Genomic DNA, 23462 nt, shown 5'->3' on the forward strand with positions numbered 1-23462 from the left:
CCAACGGGAGGTGATCTCCTGCATCTGCGGGACGGACTTGGTGGTGGTCGCCAAGTTCCGCGCGGCGGCTGTGCCGAGACTCTGCTGAGCGCGGTTCTCAAGACCTGCCTCAACCGACATGAACACTTTCCCTTCGACGCAACAATGAACTGCCGCCTCAGAGTTCCAGCCAGAGGGAAAGCCCGCCATTCTCCCTTCGGGTGAAGAAACGAAGATCCGTACGAGAACCACCACCCCCCAATCAAGACTCAAACACCACCCCCGGGCGCCCCCGCACAGCTCCCGCACAGCCCCCGCGAAGGCGTGCCACAGCATTCGCCGTCCGGAACCGGCTGGCCATGAACTCGCCAAACCACTCGCCTCACCCCCCTGCTGACTCGCGTGATTCTGTCTCGGTTTCCTTCACCTGGTTGCCCCGCCCCGACGGGCCGTTCATCGTGAACCATCCAGGTCGGCGCGCTCATGCAGGACAACGAGATGAGAGATCCGAGCGGACATTTCTGCGCGAGCCAGCAGCAGCTGCGGCGTCACCCGCTGGCTCGCCCGGGCCCGGGACGGACGGGGCGCAGGGGGCGGTGGCTGGGGCTGCGGACGGTCGTTGAACCGGCGGTCAGGATGTGAAGTGCACCAGGGGTCCCCGGGGTCGCAGCCCTGGGGACCCGGTGCGCCCGCCGCCCGGGGAGGCCTGAGCGGGCAGCGGGCGCAGCAGCCCTGCTACCCCGTACCGTTGCGCTCAACGGGCATTCGTCGGCCCTTTTCCGGCACTCGGTGATCGGTCGGTTCGGCCGCGTGCCGGACCGGGAGCGGGTCCCTGGTTCGGAGGAGAGCCGGGGCCACGTGTTCCGGCGGCCGGACCCATGAGCCGCCGGAACATGTCTTGGGAGCGTCCGTTTTTGAACGCTGGTGCAGAACCCCTGCACGACGATGTCGTCGCGGGCCTCGATCCGGCCTTGGTGCGCGTGTGCGGCGACCTGGATGTGGATGGCGCGCCCATACTCCGGTCCGCCCTAACCCCCTTGCTGCATCGCCGGGTTGAGCTGGATCTGACCGAGGTCGGCTTCATCGACTCATCCGGGATCAGCGCGCTCCTCGTCCACTTCCGTCACTGCCAACTGGCCCGCGGCAGCATGACCATTCCCCAGCGGCATCATGACCATCCCCCACGTGTCCTCGCTCGTCCGAAGGGTCCTGCACACCGCCGGAGTTGACAACGTCCCCATGCGACCGACACGGCCACAGAAATACGAAGGGCCCAGCCCTGAACCGTAGTTCAGCCGAACTCACATCCTGTCGGCACGACACCCCTGGAGGGCGAGCCCTGCCGTCTCGGGCCGCCGAGTTGGCGGAGACGTAGCGGCGAACGGCTGCCACCAGAGCCGATTACATGGCCGAAAGCCATGGGGCACGTTCCCGAGTCTGCGTATCCGACCTACGCTGCTTACAGAAGGGGTGCAGTCCACCCACTGGCAGTGCTGGGAGTGGTGACTGCGCACTTGCTGCTCTCCCGGACCCCGAGGCGGCACACACAGGCCAGTTGGAGCCGCAGCACCGACTCAGCGGCTCCAGCCCATGCCCGTCCGGTGACTCCAGAGCAGGGATTCCCGCATCCCCGCCGCCGGAAGGGCGCCTCGCGCAGGGGACGCTGGGGACCGAACGGATCACCGCCGACGGCCAGGACCACGGAGTACGGCTCGGGGTGAGTGGCGTGTCCAACCAGAAGAGCCGCCGCGACAAGCTCAGCGGGGAGCGGCTCGCACTACTCGCCGGGCTCGGGATGGACTCGGGCTCGGGATGGACTGGGGGTGGATGCGGGGCGGCGCCCCGGGCTGTCAGGCGTGACCCTCTATAGGACAAGATCGTTGGCAGCCCGTGAACAACACCCAGCGTGCCCTTGCCGCTATCGCCCTCACCGCGGCTGCACTGACGGCCACCGCCCCCGCCTACGCAGACGGACCAACCAGCTCAGCCAAGCCCCATGGATGGACCTTCGTCCCGAACAACCCGGACAGCATCGTGGCGAACGGCGGGCCTTTCATGGCCGCCGCGAACGGCGGAGACGCCGTCAACACAGCCTTCCTGCGCCCGATCGTCAGTAAGATGCCATAGAACACAACGGACCGGCGACCGGTTGAACGGTGAGGAGCTCGCGCAGCTTGCCAAGCTCGGGATGGACTGGGTGTAGGCCGGATTCAGGGTGGCGGCGTCCGGGACGGGTGGCTGGCACCCTTGCCGGTGACGGAACGCGCGTCCCGGACACTCCGGGCCCCGGGTACGGCGCGACCACCGGCGTGGCAAGTTCTTGACGAGACGGCCAGCGGCATCCTTGACGTCCCAGGGCTGGATACCGCTCCACTTGTTGCCGTCATGCACACTCACCCCGAGCTTCACATCGGCGAAAGCACAGCCGAAGCTGAGGAAGAGGTCGCCCCAGGTGCCGGCCTGGTTCGCACCCGGAACGGCCACGACGATCGCGTACTTGTAGTGGATGAGCCCGCCGTTCTCGTCGTCGCTCAACGAATCAGTGGCAGAGGACACCTGCCGTACAAGATGCAGTCGGTCTGCGATCAGCGCGTAACGGCCGGGCGTCAGGCCGTGTGTGCGGAAACCCTCTTGGCGTTGTGGGCCCCCAGGGGCGGCGGGTGTGTCAGCCGGCCCATCGCCCCGTGAGGAAGGTGAGGGCAAGGAGCGTGCTCAGGGGTGCGGCGAGGCAGAGGTAGAGGGTATTGATCCGTGGTCTGCGCAGGCTCCAGGCGGCCAGGGTGATCCACAGGGGCCACCACAGGAGGGTGGCGCGGGGGATGGACATGAACCAGTAGGAGGTTCCCAGCGCCCACAGGGTCAGGCCGATGTAGGTGGCTTCGGGCCAGCGGCGCTGCTTCAGGAGCACGGCGAGCAGGAGGAGACCGGCGAGCAGGGCGAGGAGTTCGGCCTGGAACATGAAGGCGAATCCGGTGGTCTGGGTCTGACCGAAGGCGCCGGTCCAGGTGTGGGACCAGGCGTCCCAGGGGGCGTGGAAGTCGCGGTACCAGCCGCGTTCCTGGGCGTGTTTCCACGCCAGCCAGTCGCCGGTGTGCGCGTGCAGGTACCCGGCGTACAGGGCCATGGGCGCGGTGGGCAGGGCCAGCCAGGGCAGCGCGCGCCAGTGCCGGTGGGCGGCGAGGAGGAAGTGCACGGCGATGGCGGCGGCGAGGAAGAGGCCGCTGATGCGTACGGCGGTGGCCAGGGCGGTCAGGGTGGCGGCGAGGGGCCAGTTGCGGCGCTGGGCGGCGAGCCAGGCGGGCAGGGCGAGGGCGAGGAAGAGCGCCTCGGTGTAGCCGACGGCCAGGAAAACCGCGCACGGGGAGAGCAGGAAGAACAGCACCGTGCGCCGGCCGGTGTCCGGGCCGGGCAGGTGCAGCCGGGCGATGCGGGCCAGTGCCGCGACGGCGACGCCCCCCGCGACGAAGGATATGAGCAGTCCGGCCGCCGTCCAGTCGGGGACGATGACGTGCACGGCGCGCAGCAGGAGCGGGAAGCCGGGGAAGAACGCTTCCCGGTTGTCCCACTGGGTCAGCCAGGGGCCCGCCCCGTCGGGGAAGTAACCGTCGCGGGCTATGTGCAGGTAGTGGCCCCAGTCCCACTGCTGAAAGGGGGCCAGGAGCGGGCCGGGAGCGCGGGTGTTGCCGTCCGCCGGGAACAGCCACCGCGCGCAGTAGGCAGTGATCCAGATGCCTATTCGGGTCAGGAGGTACAGCCACAGCACCTCACGGTCGTCAGGCGGCAGCCGGAGCACCCACCGGACAAAGGACCCGCGAGGGGGTTCGGCTGGTGTGCGGGAGTGTTGCGGGGCCGGTCCGGGCCGTGTGGGGCGTTGTCCGGGTACGGGAGGATGCTGGCGCAGCTCGGGCGACGTGAGGGGCATACAGGGATCTTTCGGGCGTACTGGGGTGTGCGAGACCGCCCGGTGGCGGCCCGCCGGGTCACGGGGCGAGCGGGATCGAGATCAGGGCGGCGAGGTGGTGGCTCCCCCGGCCGGGGGCTGGGTCGGCGTCACCGGCGGACGCGTCGAAATCGCCCCGGTGGGAGGCGAGGTGGCCGTTCGGCCAGAAGTAGTCGGCGTACCGCTCGCCGGCGGCGACGGCACCGGCGGGGCGGGTGCGCTCGGCGAGGGGCTGGTGGCCGGGACGACGGGAGCCGGGCGCTGCGGCAGGAGAACAGCCGCAGCCGCGCTGCCGCCCGCCAGCACCAGGCACGTCCCCACGGCCGCGACGGCCACACGGCGCCGGTGGGACCGCTTTCCCCGCTCGGAGATGTGCGCGGCGGGTGCCGCGTCGGCGCGAGCCCGCCCGTAGTCGGCGGTCTGCTGGAACAGCGACCGCAGCGGATCGTGGTGCTCAGTCACCGGAAGCCTCCTCACGGCACGGGTCCTGCAGGCGAAGCGCGAGCGCACCGCGCCCGCGCGCCAGATGCGTCTTGACGGTGCTGGCGGACAGCTGCGTCTCCTGCGCGATCTGCTCGACGGTGAGATCACACAGATAGTGCAGGGCCAGCGTGCGGCGCTGCTGCGGCGGCAGCTCACGCAACGCCCCCACCAGCGCCACCTGCTCCGGCCCGGGGCCCTCGACATCCGGCGGCGCACCGCTGCGCCGCCACGCCTCCGCACTGCGCCGCCGAAACCGCCACCGGCTCACCGCCAGCCGCCAGGCCACCGTCCGGATCCACGCCTCCGGACGCCCGTCGCGGTCCAGCTGCCGACGCCGACTCCAGCCCCTGACGAACGCCTCCTGCACGACGTCCTGCGCCTCATGCAGGTCACCGAGCATCACGTACAACTGCCCCGTGAGCCGCGCGACCGTCTGGGCATAGAACTCTTCAAACTCCTCGACGCTCAACCACCACTCCCGGATCTCTCGCTTCACAGGGCATACGCCCGGCCCAGGCCATCCGGTCGACACCGGCCGCGAGAAAACACAGTGGCGCTCATCACGGAACCAGACACAGCAGACACGCATGAGCGGTGACCACATCAACCCCGCAGCCCACAGGCGACGACATCACCGACCCGGCCCCAGCACCGCGCACCCACCGTTGGCCGCACACACGCAGCACAGTCCTCACAAACAGGGTCATGGCGACGGCGCCCGGGCTACCGGGGATCGGCGATGAAGGATGAAGCCAGCGGGCGAGATTCCGCACGCCTCGAACCGCGACACGAGTAACCGGCCGCACAGCCCTAAGACACCGGTGTTCCATAGAGGCGAAGACCGGGACGATGCGCGGCACGGAGGCGTTCGCGCGGAGGCTGGCGGCGCGCGCGCAGTACGTCGAGCGTGAGCAGCGGACCGTCATTCCGCGTCACAGCCTGTGTCTCAACCCCGGCCGGATCAGCGCGACGAGTGTGACGCCGACAGCAGCGAGGAGCAGTCCGGCCGCCTAATCGGAAAGGACAGCCCCCTCGACGAAGTACTCCAGCCCCTGGCTTGAACTCCAGCCGGGGGACGGCGGCCAGCACTTGGAGTTGCAGGTCATGGGGCACTTCGTAAGCTGCGCAGGCAAGCCACTCGTCCTCCCCTGCCGGGGGCAGGCGGCGGTCGAAGAGGTCGCGGATGCGCAGGATCTCTTCCCGGCTGAGTTCGGTGACGTGAGCTGGGCGTTCGTCAGCATCCCACCCGGCCAGTTCCCAGATGAGTCGATCGTCGGCCGTGTCGTTCACACCAAAACGATGGACGCGCAGGTGACGGGCCTGCCAGCTTCCCCGGCTGCCCGCCCTGGACGGCCGCTGGGCTCGAAGAGCCAATGACCGGCCAGGTTTTAGACACAGGTTCTCAGTCTCAGAGCTCGTCGTAGATGCCGGCCAGGTGCCGCAGGATGTCGGTGGCGGCGTGGAGCGCCTCGGTGTCGTGAGGGGCGAGGGCCGTGTTCAGCGCGTCCGCGAGGGATCGTTCGCGCTCCTCGTGACGGTGGCGGCCGGCAGGCGTGAGCGCGACCAGCACGGATCTTTTGTCACCCGGGGGGCGTTCGCGGGTGACGTATCCCGCGGTGGCCAGTCCGTTGACGAGCTGGGTCGTCGCGGCGCCGGTGGTCTCGGTGGTCGCGGCGAGCCTCCCGATCGGCAGCGGTCCCTCTTCCGCGAGGATGCGGAGGGCACGGGCGTGGGTGAGGGAGAGCGCGCCGGGGGTGCGGGTGGCGCGGCCGCGCAAGCGCGAGTCGGCGGCGCTGAGGCTGTAGGCGGCGCGGGCGAGCTCCGCGATGGCCCGGTCACGTGCGGGGTCGGTCGGTTCGGTCATCGGTGGATTCCTTGGTGCGGCGAGCCCCGGCGGGTGCGGAGTCGGGCGAGTTGACATTCAGCATAACCTAAGTACTTATTAGTTAAGTACTTAGGTGCATGGCCGGAGGTGAAGGCCCCACGCCTTCGCAGACCTCCAGCCGCGCCCCTGGTACGCACCCCTTGCGCCGCTCTCGCCTGTCCACGCATCCGCGTACGGCGACATCCGCGCAAAGCAACGAGAGGAACACCTTCATGACCATCCGTTCGACCGGCCAGAACTGGGCCCTGGACATCGCCCTCGCCCAGGGCGGCTTCGACGCGCTGCACCCCGAGGCCATGGGCACGCTGGAGCAGCTCGGCCACGACCACACCGACTTCGAGAAGGTCTTCGCCCTGGTCAAGAGCGGCGCCATGCTGCCCAAGGCCTGGGCGACCGTGGCGGGCCAGGCCGAGAAGCGAGCCCTGCACCACGAGCGGGGCGGCTTCACCCGGACCGCCGCGGACCTGTACGTCCGGGCCGCCGTCATGTGGGGCCGCGCCCAGTACTCCGTCTTCGACGCGGCCGACCCGCGCAAGGCCGCGTTCCGCGAGCACACGAACCACTGCGTCGAGCGCATCGGCGCGCTGCGCGACGGCCGGGTACGCCGCGTAGTGCTCGACTTCGAGGGCAAGCACATCCACGCACTGCTCCACCTGCCCGGCGGGCCCGTACGCAACGCCCCCGCCGTCATCCTCGGCCCCGGAATGGACATGATCAAGGAGGACTACATCTACGCCGCCGAGCGCTACTACACCTCCCGCGGCATGGTCGCCCTGTCCATCGAGGGGCCCGGCCAGGGTGAGTCGCGGGCAGGAGGCCTGGCCGTCGACCTCGCCAACTACGAGCGAGCGATAGCCAGTTACATCACCTACCTCGCCGGACTGCCCGAGGTCGATCCGCAGCGGATCGGCATGTTCGGCATCAGCATGAGCGGCTACTGGGGCTCCCGCGCCGCCGCGACGGACCCGCGCCTGGCCGCACTCGCCGCTTTCGAGGCGGTGACCGGCGACTTCAAGACGATCTTCGAGCGCGCCCAGCCCACGTTCAAGAACAACTACATGTACATGGCCGACTACACCGACGAGGCGGCCTTCGACCGTGAGCTGGTGGCTCACATGCCGTTGGGCGACCTGGTCGGCGAGATCACCTGCCCCGTCCTGTACGGCATCGGCGAGTTCGACGAGCTCACCCCGCTCGAACAGGCCCTGGCCAGCTACGAGCGCGTCACCGCCCCCAAGGAAATGCGCGTGTACGAGAACGAGTTCCACCCGCTGGGCGGCACCGCCGCCGAAGTCTTCCGCTTCGGTGCCGAGTGGATCGAACGCGCTCTCAACGGCGAGTTCGCCGAACCGGGCCGCGACGTCCGCCATTACGTGCACCGCGACGGGCACACCACGGACGGCTCGGCTGACCCCACCTGGTGGCTCGGCACCGTCCCGCCCGCCATCGCCGAAGCGCGCCTCAAGGCCTGAGCGCCGGCGCACCCCCCCTGAGATCGCCTGAATCGCCCCGGAATCGGTGACTCCCGGGTCCGGGGCGGATTCCGGCTGATTCCCCGCATACGTGGGCTCGATGTCATCACGTACATGAGGCTCGAAGTCCCCCTTGCAAGTGGCCCGATCCGGCAGGGGCCGCCACTCCCCCGCGGCGGCGGCCCCGTCACCCGGTCCCGGCTCAGCGCAGCCGAGTTGCGGCGTACACCTCGATGGCGTCCCACCGGTACGCGGCCAAGCCCGCCGCGATCGACTCGTACGCCGCGCGCCAGTGCTCGTTCTCCACGCAGGAGCGCCCGATCGCGCGATACTCCTCGGCGGTGGCTGCCCGGATCCGGGCCAACGTCCGGTACTGGGCGTCGATCTCGGCCTGCACCTCATCGGCGTCAGCGGGCCTACCGGCGGCCAGCAGCTCCGCCAGCCGGACCATCTGCGCCGTGCGCTCGCGCTCGTCGGCCTCGATCTCAGCCTCGCTCAACGCCAAGGTGTGCCGTTCGACGGCCCCGACCAGATCCGGGAAGTCACGCAGGACCTTCATGCACCGGGCGGGCCCGATACCCTCGAAGAGATTCTCCGGCCGGCTGATACTGATCATGTCTGTGCCGTCCTTCCTGGACTGCTCCAGTTCGGCGATCGTACGGGCGACGGTGCCGGCCAGGGCGTCCAGCCGGTCACGCTCGGCGAGCAGCCGACAGTGATGGCCCCGCAGGGCCTCCAGCTCGTCGACCTGCGCGGCCAGGATCCGGCCGATGTCAGGCAGCCCCAGGCCCAGCGCCCGCAGCACAAGGACCTGCTGCAGCCGCAGCAGTTGGCGCTCCTCGTAGTAGCGGCGACCGTTGGCGCCGTTCCAGGCCGGTGGCAGCAGGCCGATCTCGTCGTAGTGCCGCAGTGTCCGGGCCGTCACACCCGACATCCGGGCGACCTCCGCGATCGGCCAGGCCATCTCCGCCCCCACACGGGTTGCTTCGCCGGGCCGGAACCTCCGACCCTGCTCCCGACGGTAGAGGCTTCCGCTGCGGCAGCTTCAAGCCCGATTCTCAGGCTCCCAGGTCGCGCGCTGGTCAGCAGCCCCACGGACAGTGATCACGATCGGCCTGCTTACACAATCCGACGCTGTCGAAAGGTCGCGGCAGTCCAAGTCGCCAACCGAACAAACGGGTTGCGTGGGCCCAAGGTCGATCGGCCCCGGCGGTGTCATCGAGCGGAGCCCCCTGCGGGTGGCGGAGAACCAAGAGTGTGCCCCTCATCGGCTCGGGCCGTCCGGGCGAGGAGGCGCCCGACCGCTTCCGCCACGATCCCGGGCTGCTCGGCCTGGATGAGGTGGCCCGAGTCGACCTCCTCGAACCGTCCATTCGGCAGCGTAGCGACCCATTGCCGCTGGTGGACGGTCATGACAGTGCGCTGCTCACCGCGCCCCCTCTCAGGGCGGGATGGCGCGAGCAGCACCGTCGGGCAGGCGGGGAGGCCGGGCGGCTCGGCGCGGAACCGAGGGATGGCCGCGACCACGGCTCTGAGTTCCTTCCTGGTCTGCGCGGTCCCTGCGGGGACGAAGTCCTCGGCGAGCATGGTCGCGTAGGTGTCGGCCGGAAACACGCGCCGGACGTTCCCGCTGGCCAGGCGGGCGAGTGGGCGGAACCGCACCAGTGCCTGCGTCACGGCGAGTGCGCGGTCGACCTTCCTTGCGGTCTGGTCGAACCGGTCGTAGACGGGTGCGCTCTCCGGCGTGGGGTCGATCAGCAGCAGGCCTCGCAGCCGTGGGCCGAGGTGGTCCGCCGCGCCGCGCGCGACCAGCCCGCCCATGCTGTGCGCGACGAGCACCAGAGAGGACGACCGCGGAACCACTTCCTCGATCAGCGCGGCGAGGTCGGCGGCCATGTCGTCGATACCCAGCTGGCCCGAGGTCCGGCCACTGCGGCCGAACCCGGCACGGTCGTAGGCCACCAGTCGGGCGCGATCGGCCAGCAGTGGCAGCACCGCGTCCCAACTGGTCCGGCCGAGGCCTGCTCCGGCCTCGAAGATCACCCAGTCGGTGCCCTGGCCCGACTCCTCGACATGGACGGAGCGCCCGTTCACTGCCACACCCCGCCCGCGTTCCCGCCTCATCCGTCCCACACCCCCACCTATAGTCTCAATTTCGATAACGGTATCACCCATGAAATAGTAGCGCCATGGACACCGTCGAACTGCTTCTCCACCCGGTACGCCTGCGCGTGGTGCACGCCCTGTCCGGCGGACGCGAGCTCACCACCGGCGAGCTGTCCGCCCGGTTGCCCGATGTCCCGAAGGTGAGCGTCTACCGACACGTGGCTCTGCTCTCGGAGGCCGGTTTCCTCGAAGTGGCCAAGGAGCGCCGCGTGCGCAATGTCGTCGAGCGCCACTACCGGCTGCGCCGCGATCGCCCCTCGATCGACGGCGAAGCAGCCGCGACCATGTCCCTGGACGACCACCGCCGCGGTTTCGCCGCCGCCATGGCCGTCCTCATCGCCGAGTTCAACGCCTACCTCGATCGCGAGGGGGCGAACCCGACCGCCGACTCGGCTTCCTACCGCCAGGGAACGCTCTGGCTCAGCCCGGACGAACTCACCGAGCTCGTCGGGGAACTGGTCGCCGTCCTGCAGCCCCGGCTGGGCAACCAGCCCGGCCCGGGCCGGGTGCCGTACCTGCTCAGCCCCGTTCTCTTCCCGACCGATCCCTCATCTTCCTGAGTGCAGACCATCAGGCACTGCACCGGGATGCCGTGGCATGCAGGGCGCCGTATGCACGACCGAGCCAGCACGCCGAAGCGGCTGTCGGCTCCACCGGTTGCCGAGCGTGCCGACGGATGACCGTCGGTAGGGTCGACGAAGCCAGTGGCCCTTCCGTAGACGGGACCCCCCTCCATGCCTTTTGCGCCTCGTGTCATAGCTCGGGTCTTGCTGGTGATCGCCGTCGTCCTGTTGGCCTGGACGGTAGTTCTGGGGTTCCTGCTGGACGGTCAGACCCAGGTGCACAACTGGTCGGTGTCCTGGGTGGGGATGGACCTGTTGCAGGCAACGGGCCTGGTAGCAACGGCCATTCTCTTGGCTCGCCAGGTTCGGACGGTCTCACCGGTGGCCGCCGCCACCGCCGCGTTGCTGGTCCTGGACGCGTGGTTCGACGTCGCGACGTCCGAAGACGGCGGCGCCCAGTACGTGGCACTGGGCATGGCCTTCTTGGTGGAGTTGCCCGCCGCCCTCTGGCTGGCCTGGCTGGCCGCCTTCTCCTTGGACTGGGAAGCACCATCAAGCCCGGGCAAGGAACGGTAAATCTACCGCGCCTGCCCGTACCATCGCGCCTTGGCATCAAACTCCGATCGCGACAAGTGGCTGGGTGCGTATCGTGATGTCTCCGGCTTCGTGTACCGCCGTCAACGGCCGGAACCGCGCGGTCGCCATCGACCCGGCCACCGGGACCGTCAAGCAGAGCTGGAACGTGGGCAACGCCCCGCGCGGCATGGTCCTGGTCGGCAACAAGATTGTGGCGTCCAACACCCGTGGTGTCGACGCCCGCCCCGACAGCGCAGGCCACAAGCCGGAGCAAAACACCGGATCAGGTCGGACCCGTACACCATCCCCATGGACGCAACCCGGTTCGAAGGCGTGGTTCCGGTACGACGGCGCCGGGGGACCACGATGTTGTGCTGGCGGATTTCGGCCCGTCCTGGATGCCGGTTGAGGATCCGTGACCTACTGCCTGGAGGCTAGGTGCAAACTGATCGGAGTGATCGCCACTCCCAGATCGAGGGACAGGACGCGGCCGTGAACCACCGCACACCGCCCATGATGCAAACTCAAGTCGGTAACTCCCGCAACATATCGGGGTGAATCAGCACCACGGGAGCCGCTACCCCTTGGACAACCGCCCGCGCCTAAAGAGAGACCTGGACTGCTATGACCCTTGCTCCACCGGACGGCACCCTCGGCCGGACGATCGCATCACGGACCTATGAATTCACCGACACGACCGGTATCCAGCAGCAGGTCACGGTGCACATCGGAGCACCGCGCCAGGACCCGGGCGGGGACTGGTACTGCCCCTGTCAAATCCTCGGCCGCCCACAGACGCCGGAGACAGTCACCTCGATGTGGGGCGTCGACTCGCTCCAGGCCCTCATCCTGGCCCTGTCCCGCATCCGCGGCGAACTCGGCGACGGACGAGCAGCCGAACTGACCTGGTACGGAAACCCAGACCTGGGCCTCGACCTCTCCCTGCGTCCCTGACCAGCCACGGCAGGCCGTTGACATCCAACCAAGTCGACCCAGTTCAGGGCGATGCACACGACCAACTTCAGTCGAAGCACACCCGGCTGACCACTGTCATCCAATCGGGCGTTTGATAACGAACCCAATCGTTTCGCCTTCCTTGCCAGCGAACCTAGTCATACGAGGTGACGCGCTGAGGGTGCTGGGTGGCCGTACCGGTCGGGGTGGATCTTGCAGAGCCGTACGTCGAGCTGTCGTACGTAGATGCTGTACGCGAGCTTCGGCGGCATCCACTGCTCAACTGTGCGCCGTCAGGCCGTCTGGGGCGACGGCCTGCGGGACGGCGGGACGGCGTAGACAGCAAGCGGTACGGCGCCGCGCGGCTGTTCCCCCCCCCCCGTCTTCGGGGGCAGGTGCTGCTTGGAGATGCTGTGCAGGCCATCCGGCCAGCGGTCCCTGGGCAGCTGCTTGAAGCCGGCTCGCGGCCCGGATGACCGCGGGGGCCACCCGCAGTCCCGCAGGGGTTCGCCGTGCATCGGCTTCCCGGCGGGCGCGGGGTGACCGTTCAGGACTGCAGAAGGATCGAGTTGATCGGCGTCAGGTCCTCGTCGCGGTAGGTCCACGGCGCCATCTTGTCGCCGCAGTTACTGCCGCCGTAGCCCTTACAGGTCTGCACGGTCGCCCCGCCGGTCTGGTTGTTGAAAATGCGGTGCACGCCGAACTCGTTGGTCAGGTCGTACGCCTGGTAGTTGTAGTAGCGGTGCTCCGGAACGCCGTTGTTCCAGGACGCGTTCGGGTAGATGCACACGTACCCGGAGGGGCACCCCTGGTAGTCGTCGGTTGCCTGAGCGTGGGCAACACCAGGTGTCACCAGCGCGGCAGCGGTAATCGCGAGCGCAGCGGCGGTTCTCCTCATCCAGTACACGACTGGTCCTTCCGGTTCGCGCGGCCCGGTGCCGCGGAGCACTGCTGACGCTAGGGCGAGCCGCAGGGCCGGGTCTTGAAGGAACGCGCGGTGCCACCGTTCTGTCCGAGAAGCGGCGGGGTGCCCGGCGCAAGTTCCACGGAGCGGGTCAGTGTGCGGATCTCGCGCGGGCTGAGGCCGGACAGGGCTTTGACCTCCCGGCTCAGGTGTGCGTGATCGGCGTACCCGCAGTCGAGTGCGATGTCCGAAAGAGGCAGTCCCTGTGGGCGGGCGAGCGTGCGGACCGCGTGGTGGAAGCGCAGGACGCGGGCGGCCCGCTTGGGCGGCAAACCGATCTGTTCGCGGAACACCTCCTCGACGCGCCGCCGACTCAACCCGAGGTCGTCGGCAAGGGTGGCGACGGAGACCCGGCCCGCGGTGTAGCGCAGCCGATGCCAGGCGAGTGCGGCAGTGCCGGTGGCGGCCGGGCGGCGGACGCCCGTCAGCACCGAGAGCAGCACGGAGTCCAGGTGGGCGAAACGCGCCTCCCACGCCGGTGAACCCGCCAGCCGTTCACTGAGACGGTCGCTGCGCGTGTGCCCCAGTGCCTGTGCGAGCGGGATCCTGGTGTTGGTGACTTCATGCATGGCCATGCCGAGCAGCGCGAAGGCGCCCGGCGGAGTCAGAACGATTCCGGCGCCGAAGACCGCCCCGATCGTCTCGGCGTCCACAGGCCGGTCCAGGAGTCCCGTAGTGGGCGAGAGCATGCCACAGCGTGGAGAACGTGTGCCGTCCGGGCCCACCGTCCGCCGGTCCGCCGACTCGAAGTCGACCATCACCACCACGGCGCCGGAAGGAAGCACCCGTTGGGTGATCGAGCCACCACCCGCCCGCTCATAGCCGAAGTACCCGTCGACAAGACCGGTCAGCCGCGCATGCGCGGGCCGCCGCGCCACAACCGGCCCACTCGCCTCCCAGGCTCGCCACACCACCGCACCTCCAACTGTCCTCACCAACACCCTCATGTCTCCCAACCTGTTCAACACCGCGAACTGCCTCGCCCCAGGACACTCCCGTCCAGCGTGCACGCAGCGGGCTTCGACAGGCAGAGGATTTCCGGCACGCGGCAGCCCTGGTAGCAGATTCACTGCAAGAGCCCCATGCCACTGTGCCCAACAGGGGTGGGGTCCTTCTCGCATGTCCGAGGTCAGGCGCTGCGCTGCGCCCGGACCGCTCCGGTGTACGTGTCGGTGGTCAGGTCGTCCTCGGCGATGCCGAGTTCGGCCAGGACGGCTCGGACAGCGTCGAGGGCGTCCTGCAGGTCGTCTTGCTCCTTCACCTGCGTCTCGATCTCCAGGAATGTCCCGTCGAGTTCCGGGACCCGCACCAGGGTCGCGAGCACCGCCAGGCCGTGTGCCTCGAACTCGTAATTGCGGCAGCGCTTTTCGAAGGCGTGCGCGGGCACGTAGCCAAGGCCGCGCAGCATGGCGTGGACCGCGTCCGGATCCGTCACCCGGGTCTCGTACTCGGGCTTGGAGCCGGAGGCTTCGTCGATCCGCGGTTCCTTGTAGCTGAGGATGCTGCGGGTGCCGTCGGGGCCGTGGACCGTGCGTACTCGCAGTTCCCGGTCCTCGGCGTCCAGCGTGCCAGCCACCGTGTCGTAGTAGGTGTCCTGGTACACCTCGGCGCGGCCCGTGGCGCGTTCGTCGACGAGGCGCAGGACCGTCTCGGGTGCGTGGACGCGCGCTTTCAGTTCTGCCTCGATCACCGGCGATCCTCTTTCACACTGTGCGTTCGGCTCCGTCGACGATCGCCTGAATCATCCCGTATCCCTCCGACGCCGAGCCGCTGCCTGACCGAGCCCGGGACCCTGCAGGAGGTAATCGAAGGCGAACGGGTCCTGCCCAGGGCGACGTCGGCCACCGCGGCGGCCGCAGCGGCCCGGGTCAGGGTCGCTCGGACATCTGGCTGCCATAAATCGGTCAGTCGCAGTTCTTCCGGATGTACTCGCCAGTAGCTAGAGTCCGGCCGTTCCCACTCCAAGCGACCACCAGGAGCCCTCGTGCGCGCGCCCCGAACCGCCTCCGCCCTCACCGCCGTCACAGCTGCGGCCGCACTGGTCGGAGGCACGGTCCTGCTGGCGCCGGCCGCCGGCGCGGCCCCCAGCGCCCCGACACTCTCGGTCTTCGCCTGGAACGTCGACCTGGGCACGGCGGTCGTCGACTCGACACAGAACGAGAAGGCCGCACAACGCACCCCGGTCGTCGAGTCGATCATCCGGCAGCACGACGCGGACGTGGTGATCCTGGACGAACTGTTCAACCACACCTCCACCGACGACATCTCGGCCAAGCTCGCCGACCTCTACCCGTACCGCACCCCGGTGGTGGGCCAGACCTGTTCGGGCGGCGGCTGGAACGGAGTGAGCGGCAACTGCTCCAGCTCGTGGTTCGTGATCAACGGCGGCACGATGATCCTGTCCAAGTACCCGATCACCGCCCAGTACGCCCATGTCTTCAGCAACTCCACCTCCGGGACCTGGGACTACAACGCCAACAAGGGCGCGGCGCTCGCGCAGATCGACAAGAACAGCACCAAGACCTGGGTAGTCGGCACGCATCTCCAGGCCGACCAGTCCAACACCTCCACGGACACCACCCAGGCCACCCGCCTGCGCCAGCTCGGTGAGATCCGCGACTGGGTCAACGGCATCGTCGGTGCGTCGGCGCCGGTCCTGCTCGGGGGCGATCTCAACATCGAATACACGCACGGCCAGTCACGCGGCGACTTCGCCAACGCCCAGTCGGCCGTGGACGGTTCACTCAACACCCCGGCCGCCGCGCCGACCACCATGGACTGCTCGGTCTCGGCCTGGTGTCAGTACATGGCCGACGTCGAGACCTTCCCCAAGGACTACCGCGACAACCTGGACTATCTCGGCTACCTGAACGCAGCCGGTCGCCCCGTCCCGACCGCCGTGCCGGACGTCAAGACCGACTTCGACCCCCAGGCGGGCTGGACCCCCGGTCAACTGGACACCCGCTCACCCAGCGACCACTACCCGGTGGAAGCAACGTTCCAGCTCTGCTGACCCCCATCGCCGGGGCGGAGCCGACACTCACCCCATGTCAGGTGCGGTCGTCGAGGTCGTCCCGGACGTCGTCGAAGGACTGCTGGCCCTGCTGCCTGGCCTCCTCGGCGCGCCGGCGCAATCGCTCCTGCTCGCTCTGGCCGCGCTGCTTCGCCTCGTCCTGCTTGCCCTGCAACTTCTCCTTGGCCTGCTGGGCCTTGCCCTGCAACTCGTCCTTGATGCCCATGCGTGGTCCACTCCTGAGGGGAGAGAGATAGGTCTCGGCCATCGTCACCTGCCCAGGCGGAGCATGCACTTCGAGCGGTAACGCTCCGTACGGCTCCCCCTGGGAGGAAGAACCGTCTGCCGAGTGCCCTACAGGGACATCCACCGCACCGTCCTCATCAACCGGCTGCACCGCACCGCTTTCGACGGTGAAGAGGAGCACCGGCTTTTGCTTCGGTTCGCGGCCCTGCGGGATCCGGTGATGGTCGCGAAATGGATCAAGTACCGGGTCATCAACACCGAACGTCAGGACTGGCTGCGCGGCTACAAAGCCGCCTCCCGCTACCGGGACCGCGAGCGTGATCTGGAGACGTCCTACGAGCACCTGGAGGGCGCCTACCCGCTCGGCCGGTGGCTCTCCGACCAGCGCCGCGTGCTGCCGGCCGGGCAGATGAGCAGCGAGCGGGCCGACGATCTGGAGGCGCTCAGGATCGTCTAAAACACCGCTGACGCCCAGTTCACCGAGAACCTCGCGGCGGCACGCGCGTACTTCGCGGAGGCCGGGACGCTGGCCGCGTCCCGGCACGCCACCGCGCTCGACAAGCCGGTCGGACAGTGGCTCACCAACATCCGCCGCCCCGGCGGACTGGGCAAAGACCTGGTACGCGCCGAACGGCGTGCCGAGCAGTTCGCCGCGGTCGATCCGGACTGGAACCCGGCCCTGCTCGGCTGGCCGGTGGACTGGCAGCGCCACTACGTCGGCCTGGCGGCGTGCCTCCTTCCAACGAGCCGACCGCCGTCCAAGCCGGACGGATCCTCAACTCGTAAGGCTGAGCCTGCTGGCCGCCGCACGACGCGTGCCGGTACGCGTCCTCGGCACCGCCTTCCTGGCCCTGGTCGGCGCCACCGCCGCCGAAGCCACCCAGGCGGTCGGCCCGCTGCTGCTCGGCCTGCTCGCCGCGCCCGCAGGAACAGCCCACCGCCTCACCGACCGACCCTACCGCGGGCTCGCCCTGTCGGCGGGGCTCGCGGTTGCGGACGGCGGCGGCTCGCAGCCACAGGTGCGGGAACGGCCGCGGGATGGATGTCCCTCGCTGGGCGAACTGCTGCACGCTCTCGGGGCGGGTTCCAAACCCGCCGTCCATTGGGCACTCCCGTCGGGGTCGAAGCGAGGGCCGCGGGCAACAAACCCCTCCCCCATGTTCGGTGGGAGAGGGGTTCGGATGCGTGCCGGCGACGTCACGCGTCGGCCTGGTTTCAGGAGACGGTCACGTCGTCGTAGTACGTGTACGTCTCGTCACCCGCGTAGTCGTCGTCCTTGCTGGTGAGCGTGAGGGTGTAACTGTGGCCCGCGGTCAGGGAGCCGGAGGCGGTCTTCCAACCGGCGCCGTTGGTGCAGGTCTTGGGCAGGACCGTCGTGGTGGTGCCGGTCGTGTTGTCCTTCAGCGTGGCGGTGGCCCAGTCGTAGGTGACGGTGTCGGGGCAGGTCACGTCGTAGGCGAAGGAGACCTTGGAGCTGCCGGTCGGCGCGGTGAAGGTCTGGGCGAGGGAGGAGGTGTTGGTCGGGCTGGACGAGCCGACCAGGGCGCCGTAGCTGCCGGTGTGGGCGGCGTCGGCGCTGGCGGCGGCGGAGCCGGTGGAGGTCCAGCCGCTCAGGGTGCCCGCCTCGAAGGTTCCGTTGCTCAGGGCACTGCCGCCACCGGTGCTGCCATCGGTGGCGAAGGCCGTGGTGCCGTTCGGGGTGCCGAGGCCGGTCGGGCCGTCGTAGCCGGGGCCGGCGGTGCACAGGTAGCTGGGCGAGCAGGTGCCGTTGCTGCCCGTGGTGACGTCGTTGAGTGCGCCGGTGTGCGCGTACGGGTACTTCGACGGGTAGTCGCCGGTGCCGGGCGTGCCGGCCAGTGCGTAGACGCCGGCGATGATCGGCGCGGAGGCGCTGGTGCCGCCGTACACGTTCCAGCCGCTGGCCTGGTAACTGTCGTACACCGCGACGCCGGTGGCCGGGTCGGCGACGGCCGACACGTCGGAGATGGCACGCTTCGAGCAGCCGCTGTCGGTCTGCCAGCCGGGCTTGGGGTCGTACGCCGAGCAGCCTGAGCCGGTGCCCTCGGTGCTGTTGGTGTGCCACACCGACTCGGACCAGCCGCGGGCGCTGGAGTCCCGCTTCAGGGCGGTGCCGCCGACCGAGGTCACGTACTGGGAGGCCGCCGGGTACTCGGCGCCGTACGCGGAGTCGCCCGCCGAGACGGTGATCGCGACACCGGGGTGCTTGAAGTACTGGTTGTCCGCGGTCAGGTCTGAGGAGTCCTCGGAGCCGCCGTAGCTGTTGGACACGTACTTGGCTCCCTGGGCGACGGCGGTGTTGACCGCGGTGCCCAGGTCGCTCATGTTGGCCGTGCTGGACTCGACGAGCAGGATGTGGGCGTTGGGGGCGATCGCGGAGACCATGTCGAGGTCCAGGGAGATCTCGCCCGCCCAACCGGCGTCTGCGGCCGGGTAGTTGGTGCCGCCGTTCTGGTCGATCTTGCTGAAGCAGCCGTTGGCCGCGGTGCAGGCCGGCAGGCCGTACTGGCTGCGGTAGGCGGCCAGGTCGGACTCGGCATTGGGGTCGTCCTGGGCATCGACGATCGCGATCGTCGCACCGGCACCGCCGTTCGCGGGCAGGTTGTAGGCGCTCAGCAGGTCGGACGGGCCGTAGCCGGACGGCACGGCGAGCGGCGAGACCGCGTTGACCGTGAGCGCATGCGGCTGGACGACGTCGGTGCGGGCGAGCGCCTTGCAGGCCATCACCCGGTGCTTGGTGGGCTGCGAGCAGAGCCGCTTCACATGCGGGGTGGCCGAGGCCGACGCACCGGTGCTCGCGGCGGTCTGGGCCTGGGCCGAACCGGCCGCGACCAGGCCGGTGGTGGCGAAGGCGAGCGAGACGAGCCCGGTCAGGGCGGTCCGCTGCGCGGCTCTTGATATATGGGGGATACCCATGGGTGGGGGTGCCTCTCTCGTACCGGTCACCGCGCGTCGGTCGACGGCCGTGACCGCTCGGCTGGACAGCGGCGGACGGCATACCGGGCCACGCCCCGAAACGGACACTCACCACCCCGCCGAAATATCGGCGTGAAGAGAGCAGCGGAAAGCAACACCGCGACCGCACAGGGGATTTCCCTGGGCATGCGGCGGCCGTTCCGCGGGGAATTACTCTCTCCGCAGACAGGGAAGCAAGCCCCCGGACCGAAACGCGAACCCCATTTGTCTGACGAACTGTCACCACGGGCTGTGGTGGCACCGTCCGCCGGGCGGAAGCAAAGCAGAGTTGATGAGCACCGGTCAACGGGCTGAGCCCGGCGTTCGTCCGCTCAACTCGTTACGGGACCGTGAACAGGGCGGACAGAACAGGGCCAGAGCAGGTAAATGTACGGTGCGTCATTACTCGCGAATGGACGGGAATTAGCCTGCACCTGAACCAGTGGACGGAAATGCATGGTCTGATCTTGACCACTCATTGACCAAGATCACAGGACCGGGCCGCTCAACTGCAGCGCTCCATTGGGGTAGTTGAGGCTTTCCCGTTCGCTTTGCCGGATTACAGGCGGGAGGCGTGGCCTTCGCCCCGACCTGCCTCTGCTCCGAGACCGGCATCGGCGAGATGGCGCTCCATCACCGCGCACCCACCGTTGGCCGCACGCACAGCGCAGTTCTCACAAACGCGGGTCATGACAACCGCGCCCGGGCTCCCGGGGATCAGCGGTGAGCTTCGATGAGGCCAGGGTCGTCGCGGCTCTTCGAGGGGGGGACCAGGCCACAACAGCACGCCGCCCCCGGCCGCCTGCGTCGTCGTGGCTACTCGGCGATGGCCCGGGTGAGCATGACCACGGCAACGAAGCTGCGGTACAGCCGGATCGGGTCGGCGTCGGTGAGCCGCACGGTCAACTCGTCTTCGCGTACCGCCCCGTTGATCCACGTCGCCATCTCGGCCAGGTCCGTGTTTCGGAACCGGACGGTGAGCGTGGCGGGGAGTTCGATCGCGGGCACTACTGCACGCGGCAGGCTCTGGACCGCCTCGTGGGCAGCGTCCCGGATCAGCTCACGAGCCTGAGCCGGGTGCATGCTGTCGGCGGCGAAGCGCGACACCGAGGACTTCACCACGGCGGCACGAATGCCGGGGCAGAACGGCTCGATCTCCTCGGCCGTGATCCCGTCACCCGTGATCAGCACCACCGGCACCCGGTGCCCGAGGGCGACCAGCGCGTTGATGCCGCTCTCCCCCGCAGGCACGCCATTGAGCCGGACCTCGGCGATCGCCTTCGGGTTGTAGGTGTGCGACAGCGTGGAGGACGGACCGGACATCGACCCGTGATACGAGACGAAGAAGATCCCGTCGAACGAGGCGTCGAGGCCCTGCATCATGTACAGCGGCTTGTGCCGACCGGACAGATAGCGGGCACGGCCGGCGAGCTCGTCCGGGCGGAGGTTGGCCATCGCCGAGTGCGAATCGTTCACGAGGAACTCACTCGCGCCGGCGCCCCGCGCGCCCTCGATCGCAGCGTTCACCTCGCCTTGGAGCAGGCCGCGGAAATAGCCGTACTGGGCGCCCGCGGGCCTGCACTGGTCCCAGTCGACGACCCCCGCCGCGCCCTCCATGTCGGAAGAGATGAAGATCCTCACAGCGTGGTCCCTTCAACATCGGGTGCCGACGAACGGGTTGACCGCGAAAAGACCAACTGCACCGCCACGAGCCAATCACGGAACAGAGCCGCATGAGAGGCCTCCCGCCCAGACAGCCCGCTCCCCGGCGTTGGTTGCCGTTGGCTTGGCGGGCGACGCGTCGTCATCACGGTGTCGGCTTCGCGTACGGCCGTCGCAGGCTGTTCACGCGGGCATGAAGAGCCGCGCCACCACGAAGGCTCAAGCACCCCGGCTCCTGTCGCACCGAACTCCACTGCATCGACACCGGCTTGACCACGAGACACGACCTCCGAGCTCCCCGGACCGGCTCTCCCAGGGAGGCGTGGCCGTACGCACTCACCACGCGTCGGCAACCGCCGAATCACCGCTAACGGGTGAGGCGTTGGCGGGATTGCGGATCAGAGGTGGGTGGAGTGCCGGGTGCAGCAGGCTCGCGTCCACGGACGTGAGTGCTGTTCGGCCGCAGAGGGCCATGGCGGTCTCCAACTCGGCTCCCAGGATGGACAGTACGTTGCGCGCGCCCTCGGTCCCGGATACGGCCAGGCCCCACAGAACGGGCCTACCCACGAGCACCGCCCGGGCGCCCAGAGCCAGCGCGATCAGTACGTCCGTCCCGCGGCGGATACCCCCGTCGATGAGGACCTCGCAGCGTCCGGCGACGGCGCGCACCACCTCGGGCAGCGCGTCGAGGGCGGTGACCGCTCCGTCCAGCTGGCGGCCGCCGTGGTTGGACACCACCACCGCGGCCACCCCCAACTCGGCCGCGCGGGCCGCGTCTTCGGCGGTGAGCACGCCTTTGAGGACGATCGGAAGCCTGGTCAGCGAGCGCAGCCAGGCCAGATCGTCCCAGGTGAAGGCGGGATCAATGCGCCGGGCCATCACCGCGGCCAGCTCGGCCGGGGATCCGTCGGCGCGGATGTCGGGGAAGTTCGCCGGCGCCAGCCCCGCAGGGAGAGCGAAGGCGTTGCGCAGATCCCGTACCCGGCGTCCGCGGACCGGGGCATCCACGGTGACGACCAGCGCCCGGTAGCCGGCCTCCTCGGCCCTGATGACCAGATCCTCGCTGACCGTCCGGTCCCGGAAGACGTACAGCTGCATCCACAACGGTCCCCGCGCCACCAGGGCGACATCCTCCAGCCGCCTGGTGGCGAACGTGCTGACCACCATCAGCGCGCCCGCCTGGCCCGCGGCGCGGGCACAGGCCACCTCGCCCTCCGGCGTGACCAGCCCGTGGAAGCCAGTAGGGGCAACCGCGATGGGCAGGGCGACCGGAGACCCGAGCAGCGTGGTGCGCGTGTCGCAGCGGGAGACGTCGACCAGGACGCGCGGGCGCAGCCGGTAGCGCCGGAAGCCGGCCAGGCTCTCGCGCAGCGTCGACTCGTCACCGCTGCCACCATCGATGTAATCCCAGACGGAGGGCTCGACCACCGAACGTGCCGCCGTGTTGTACTCGTCCAGCGTGAACATGCACCGTCCGCTGGTACCAGGGGAGGTGCCCGAGTCGTCCTTGTCCGCCGCCACGACGATCACCCCACCAGGCCCGGCCCGCACAGACAAGCCCGCTTCCGGCCAGCCCCGGCCACGGCCCGGCACCGACCTGCACCGCCCGGGCCCGCAGGCACGGCGAGTCCCTGAGGTAGTAGCCGGCCCATGCGATCGGCTGCAGGCAACCCCGGCGACCGGGGCTGCACCGGGACACTCGGCCAAAGCCTCCCGGCCGGGACCGCACCGGGGGTCCGGCGTCATTGAGGCCCTTCCAGCCTGGCGAGAGTGGCTGCGAGTTGGACGAATCTGCAGAACGGCGAAGCTCCTGGTAGACGAGTTGTCGGCCAAGATCAACCGTCGTTCCAGGGGCTCCGTTCGCTTGTCCACCGCGCGGATCTCGGCGGGGGCACCGACCGGGACCTGCGGGGTGCCGCGTACGGCGCGCAAGGCCTTCGCCCGGCGCAGGAGCGCCTGCCAGTCGTCCAGGTACAGCGACGTACGGAACAGCCTCGCGGCGGCCATGACCAGGGAGGTCAGGGCGCCGGTGGAGGTGCGTACCGCGATGACGGCGGTCGCGGCGATGGCCAGGTCCATCCGCCCGGTTGCCGCCAGCCAGCCGAGCGCGGCCCAGGTCGCGCCGAGCATCAGCTCTCTGACGACGGAACCGAGCATCGTGACCCGCAGGACGCGCGGGAGTGCCGCCCGGTGGTGGCCTTGATCCGGTCGGTGGCCTCCCGGTATCAGGTGGTCAGGAAGGTGGCCATGGTGGTGACGTGTCGGCTGCGCGATGGGCGACCACCACCGCGCGGGCCTGGTCGTCGACGCGTTGAACATGGCCCGCGGCCGGGCTGCCCTGGAGCCTGGGTGCATCGCGCACTCGGATCGCGGCAGCGACTATACGTCCACTGAATTCCTCGGGAGACAGGCGCGTTGGGGCTCCGGCAAAGCTCTGGGCGCACCGGGTCGTGCTTCGACAACGCCGCTGCAGAGAGTTTCTGGGCCCTGGTCAACCGTGCCTCGACGATGTCGAGTTGCTCCAGGGGCTGCGACGTACTTCGCTGTTCCTTCTTCCATCGGGAAGACCTCCATCACGCCGGACCG

The 23462-nt window shown here is 69.2% G+C and carries 23 protein-coding genes and 1 pseudogene; 10 read left to right on the top strand and 14 right to left on the bottom strand.

Annotation, left to right across the window (positions count from 1 at the left end; genetic code table 11):
• Nucleotides 1-872: 872 nt before the first annotated feature.
• A complete protein-coding gene (locus ADK54_RS49045; RefSeq protein WP_420717484.1) occupies nt 873-1208 on the top strand; it encodes an STAS domain-containing protein in 336 nt (111 codons plus the stop codon).
• Nucleotides 1209-1962: 754 nt separating this feature from the next.
• Here the strand turns inward: ADK54_RS49045 and ADK54_RS46545 are convergent.
• The 4 genes from ADK54_RS46545 to ADK54_RS41255 form a co-directional block, all read right to left on the bottom strand.
• Nucleotides 1963-2514, bottom strand: a complete 552-nt coding sequence (locus ADK54_RS46545) for a hypothetical protein (RefSeq protein ID WP_159048051.1) — start codon at nt 2512-2514, stop codon at nt 1963-1965.
• 130 nt (nt 2515-2644) lie between these two features.
• Nucleotides 2645-3901: a mannosyltransferase family protein gene (locus tag ADK54_RS41250; protein WP_078967045.1), complete on the bottom strand. Its 1257-nt coding sequence runs from the start codon at nt 3899-3901 to the stop codon at nt 2645-2647.
• 58 nt (nt 3902-3959) lie between these two features.
• Entirely contained in the window at nt 3960-4232 is a 273-nt protein-coding gene (locus tag ADK54_RS46550) for a hypothetical protein (RefSeq protein WP_159048052.1), read from the bottom strand.
• Between the two features lie 141 nt (nt 4233-4373).
• Nucleotides 4374-4898 carry a SigE family RNA polymerase sigma factor gene (locus ADK54_RS41255; RefSeq protein ID WP_078967046.1) on the bottom strand — a complete coding sequence of 175 codons (525 nt, stop codon included), beginning with the start codon at nt 4896-4898 and terminating at the stop codon, nt 4374-4376.
• A gap of 608 nt (nt 4899-5506) precedes the next feature.
• Here ADK54_RS41255 and ADK54_RS41260 point away from each other — a divergent pair.
• Nucleotides 5507-5779, top strand: coding sequence for a hypothetical protein (locus tag ADK54_RS41260; protein WP_159048053.1), 273 nt, complete (start codon nt 5507-5509; stop codon nt 5777-5779).
• A 31-nt stretch (nt 5780-5810) separates the two neighbouring features.
• Here ADK54_RS41260 and ADK54_RS41265 read toward each other — a convergent pair whose 3' ends face one another.
• Entirely contained in the window at nt 5811-6266 is a 456-nt protein-coding gene (locus tag ADK54_RS41265) for a MarR family winged helix-turn-helix transcriptional regulator (RefSeq protein ID WP_053731003.1), read from the bottom strand.
• A gap of 233 nt (nt 6267-6499) precedes the next feature.
• Here ADK54_RS41265 and ADK54_RS41270 point away from each other — a divergent pair, with 233 nt between their 5' ends.
• Nucleotides 6500-7759: an alpha/beta hydrolase gene (locus tag ADK54_RS41270; RefSeq protein WP_053731004.1), complete on the top strand. Its 1260-nt coding sequence runs from the start codon at nt 6500-6502 to the stop codon at nt 7757-7759.
• Nucleotides 7760-7961: 202 nt separating this feature from the next.
• On the opposite strand, the gene ADK54_RS41275 is transcribed toward ADK54_RS41270, so the two are convergent.
• Both ADK54_RS41275 and ADK54_RS41280 read right to left on the bottom strand, forming a co-directional pair.
• On the bottom strand, nt 7962-8723 hold the full coding sequence (locus ADK54_RS41275; protein WP_053731005.1) for a MerR family transcriptional regulator: 762 nt from the start codon (nt 8721-8723) through the stop codon (nt 7962-7964).
• 251 nt (nt 8724-8974) lie between these two features.
• Nucleotides 8975-9853 carry an alpha/beta fold hydrolase gene (locus ADK54_RS41280; RefSeq protein ID WP_053731006.1) on the bottom strand — a complete coding sequence of 293 codons (879 nt, stop codon included), beginning with the start codon at nt 9851-9853 and terminating at the stop codon, nt 8975-8977.
• Nucleotides 9854-9948: 95 nt separating this feature from the next.
• Between ADK54_RS41280 and ADK54_RS41285 the strand changes: the two genes are divergently transcribed.
• From ADK54_RS41285 to ADK54_RS41300, 3 genes are all read left to right on the top strand, one after another.
• On the top strand, nt 9949-10485 hold the full coding sequence (locus ADK54_RS41285; RefSeq protein ID WP_053731007.1) for a helix-turn-helix domain-containing protein: 537 nt from the start codon (nt 9949-9951) through the stop codon (nt 10483-10485).
• Between the two features lie 207 nt (nt 10486-10692).
• Nucleotides 10693-11064: a hypothetical protein gene (locus tag ADK54_RS41290; RefSeq protein ID WP_159048054.1), complete on the top strand. Its 372-nt coding sequence runs from the start codon at nt 10693-10695 to the stop codon at nt 11062-11064.
• A 624-nt stretch (nt 11065-11688) separates the two neighbouring features.
• Complete coding sequence (locus ADK54_RS41300; RefSeq protein ID WP_053731010.1) at nt 11689-12018, top strand: DUF6968 family protein; 330 nt, start codon at nt 11689-11691, stop codon at nt 12016-12018.
• Nucleotides 12019-12565: 547 nt separating this feature from the next.
• On the opposite strand, the gene ADK54_RS41305 is transcribed toward ADK54_RS41300, so the two are convergent.
• From ADK54_RS41305 to cyaB, 3 genes are all read right to left on the bottom strand, one after another.
• A complete protein-coding gene (locus ADK54_RS41305; RefSeq protein ID WP_053731022.1) occupies nt 12566-12916 on the bottom strand; it encodes a hypothetical protein in 351 nt (116 codons plus the stop codon).
• 59 nt (nt 12917-12975) lie between these two features.
• Nucleotides 12976-13896 carry a helix-turn-helix domain-containing protein gene (locus tag ADK54_RS41310; RefSeq protein ID WP_159048056.1) on the bottom strand — a complete coding sequence of 307 codons (921 nt, stop codon included), beginning with the start codon at nt 13894-13896 and terminating at the stop codon, nt 12976-12978.
• A 215-nt stretch (nt 13897-14111) separates the two neighbouring features.
• Nucleotides 14112-14672, bottom strand: coding sequence for a class IV adenylate cyclase (gene cyaB / locus ADK54_RS41315; RefSeq protein ID WP_053731012.1), 561 nt, complete (start codon nt 14670-14672; stop codon nt 14112-14114).
• A gap of 294 nt (nt 14673-14966) precedes the next feature.
• On the opposite strand from cyaB, the gene ADK54_RS41320 reads away from it, so the two are divergent.
• A complete protein-coding gene (locus ADK54_RS41320) occupies nt 14967-15995 on the top strand; it encodes a sphingomyelin phosphodiesterase (RefSeq protein WP_053731013.1) in 1029 nt (342 codons plus the stop codon).
• Nucleotides 15996-16032: 37 nt separating this feature from the next.
• On the opposite strand, the gene ADK54_RS41325 is transcribed toward ADK54_RS41320, so the two are convergent.
• Nucleotides 16033-16221, bottom strand: a complete 189-nt coding sequence (locus tag ADK54_RS41325) for a hypothetical protein (RefSeq protein WP_053731014.1) — start codon at nt 16219-16221, stop codon at nt 16033-16035.
• Between the two features lie 123 nt (nt 16222-16344).
• Here ADK54_RS41325 and ADK54_RS48090 point away from each other — a divergent pair, with 123 nt between their 5' ends.
• On the top strand, nt 16345-16698 hold the full coding sequence (locus ADK54_RS48090; RefSeq protein ID WP_053731015.1) for a helicase associated domain-containing protein: 354 nt from the start codon (nt 16345-16347) through the stop codon (nt 16696-16698).
• A gap of 21 nt (nt 16699-16719) precedes the next feature.
• Nucleotides 16720-17481, top strand: a pseudogene (locus ADK54_RS48095) (hypothetical protein); the annotation flags it as partial.
• On the opposite strand, the gene ADK54_RS44450 reads toward ADK54_RS48095, so the two are convergent.
• The 3 genes from ADK54_RS44450 to ADK54_RS41345 form a co-directional block, all read right to left on the bottom strand.
• The gene (locus tag ADK54_RS44450) at nt 17457-19175 is read right to left on the bottom strand and encodes a S53 family peptidase (protein WP_078967050.1); all 1719 of its coding nucleotides are present in this window, start codon (nt 19173-19175) and stop codon (nt 17457-17459) included. The pseudogene ADK54_RS48095 and the gene ADK54_RS44450 sit on opposite strands and share 25 nt — an antisense overlap.
• An 855-nt stretch (nt 19176-20030) precedes the next feature.
• Nucleotides 20031-20855 carry a M55 family metallopeptidase gene (locus tag ADK54_RS41340; RefSeq protein WP_063802171.1) on the bottom strand — a complete coding sequence of 275 codons (825 nt, stop codon included), beginning with the start codon at nt 20853-20855 and terminating at the stop codon, nt 20031-20033.
• Nucleotides 20856-21212: 357 nt separating this feature from the next.
• On the bottom strand, nt 21213-22397 hold the full coding sequence (locus ADK54_RS41345) for an alpha-hydroxy acid oxidase (protein ID WP_234392425.1): 1185 nt from the start codon (nt 22395-22397) through the stop codon (nt 21213-21215).
• A 343-nt stretch (nt 22398-22740) separates the two neighbouring features.
• Here ADK54_RS41345 and ADK54_RS41350 point away from each other — a divergent pair, with 343 nt between their 5' ends.
• A complete protein-coding gene (locus ADK54_RS41350) occupies nt 22741-23079 on the top strand; it encodes a hypothetical protein (RefSeq protein ID WP_159048057.1) in 339 nt (112 codons plus the stop codon).
• Nucleotides 23080-23462 lie beyond the last annotated feature (383 nt).

This window comes from Streptomyces sp. WM6378, from assembly GCF_001279695.1.
Lineage (GTDB): Bacteria > Actinomycetota > Actinomycetes > Streptomycetales > Streptomycetaceae > Streptomyces.

Bases quoted from the DNA above. Each gene is read 5' to 3' on its own strand.
- ADK54_RS49045 (WP_420717484.1), top strand. From the start codon at position 873: ATGTCTTGGGAGCGTCCGTTTTTGAACGCTGGTGCAGAACCCCTGCAC.
- ADK54_RS41250 (WP_078967045.1), bottom strand. From the start codon at position 3,901: ATGCCCCTCACGTCGCCCGAGCTGCGCCAGCATCCTCCCGTACCCGGA.
- ADK54_RS41260 (WP_159048053.1), top strand. From the start codon at position 5,507: ATGGGGCACTTCGTAAGCTGCGCAGGCAAGCCACTCGTCCTCCCCTGC.
- ADK54_RS41265 (WP_053731003.1), bottom strand. From the start codon at position 6,266: ATGACCGAACCGACCGACCCCGCACGTGACCGGGCCATCGCGGAGCTC.
- ADK54_RS41270 (WP_053731004.1), top strand. From the start codon at position 6,500: ATGACCATCCGTTCGACCGGCCAGAACTGGGCCCTGGACATCGCCCTC.
- ADK54_RS41275 (WP_053731005.1), bottom strand. From the start codon at position 8,723: ATGGCCTGGCCGATCGCGGAGGTCGCCCGGATGTCGGGTGTGACGGCC.
- ADK54_RS41285 (WP_053731007.1), top strand. From the start codon at position 9,949: ATGGACACCGTCGAACTGCTTCTCCACCCGGTACGCCTGCGCGTGGTG.
- ADK54_RS41300 (WP_053731010.1), top strand. From the start codon at position 11,689: ATGACCCTTGCTCCACCGGACGGCACCCTCGGCCGGACGATCGCATCA.
- ADK54_RS41305 (WP_053731022.1), bottom strand. From the start codon at position 12,916: ATGAGGAGAACCGCCGCTGCGCTCGCGATTACCGCTGCCGCGCTGGTG.
- ADK54_RS41325 (WP_053731014.1), bottom strand. From the start codon at position 16,221: ATGGGCATCAAGGACGAGTTGCAGGGCAAGGCCCAGCAGGCCAAGGAG.
- ADK54_RS44450 (WP_078967050.1), bottom strand. From the start codon at position 19,175: ATGGGTATCCCCCATATATCAAGAGCCGCGCAGCGGACCGCCCTGACC.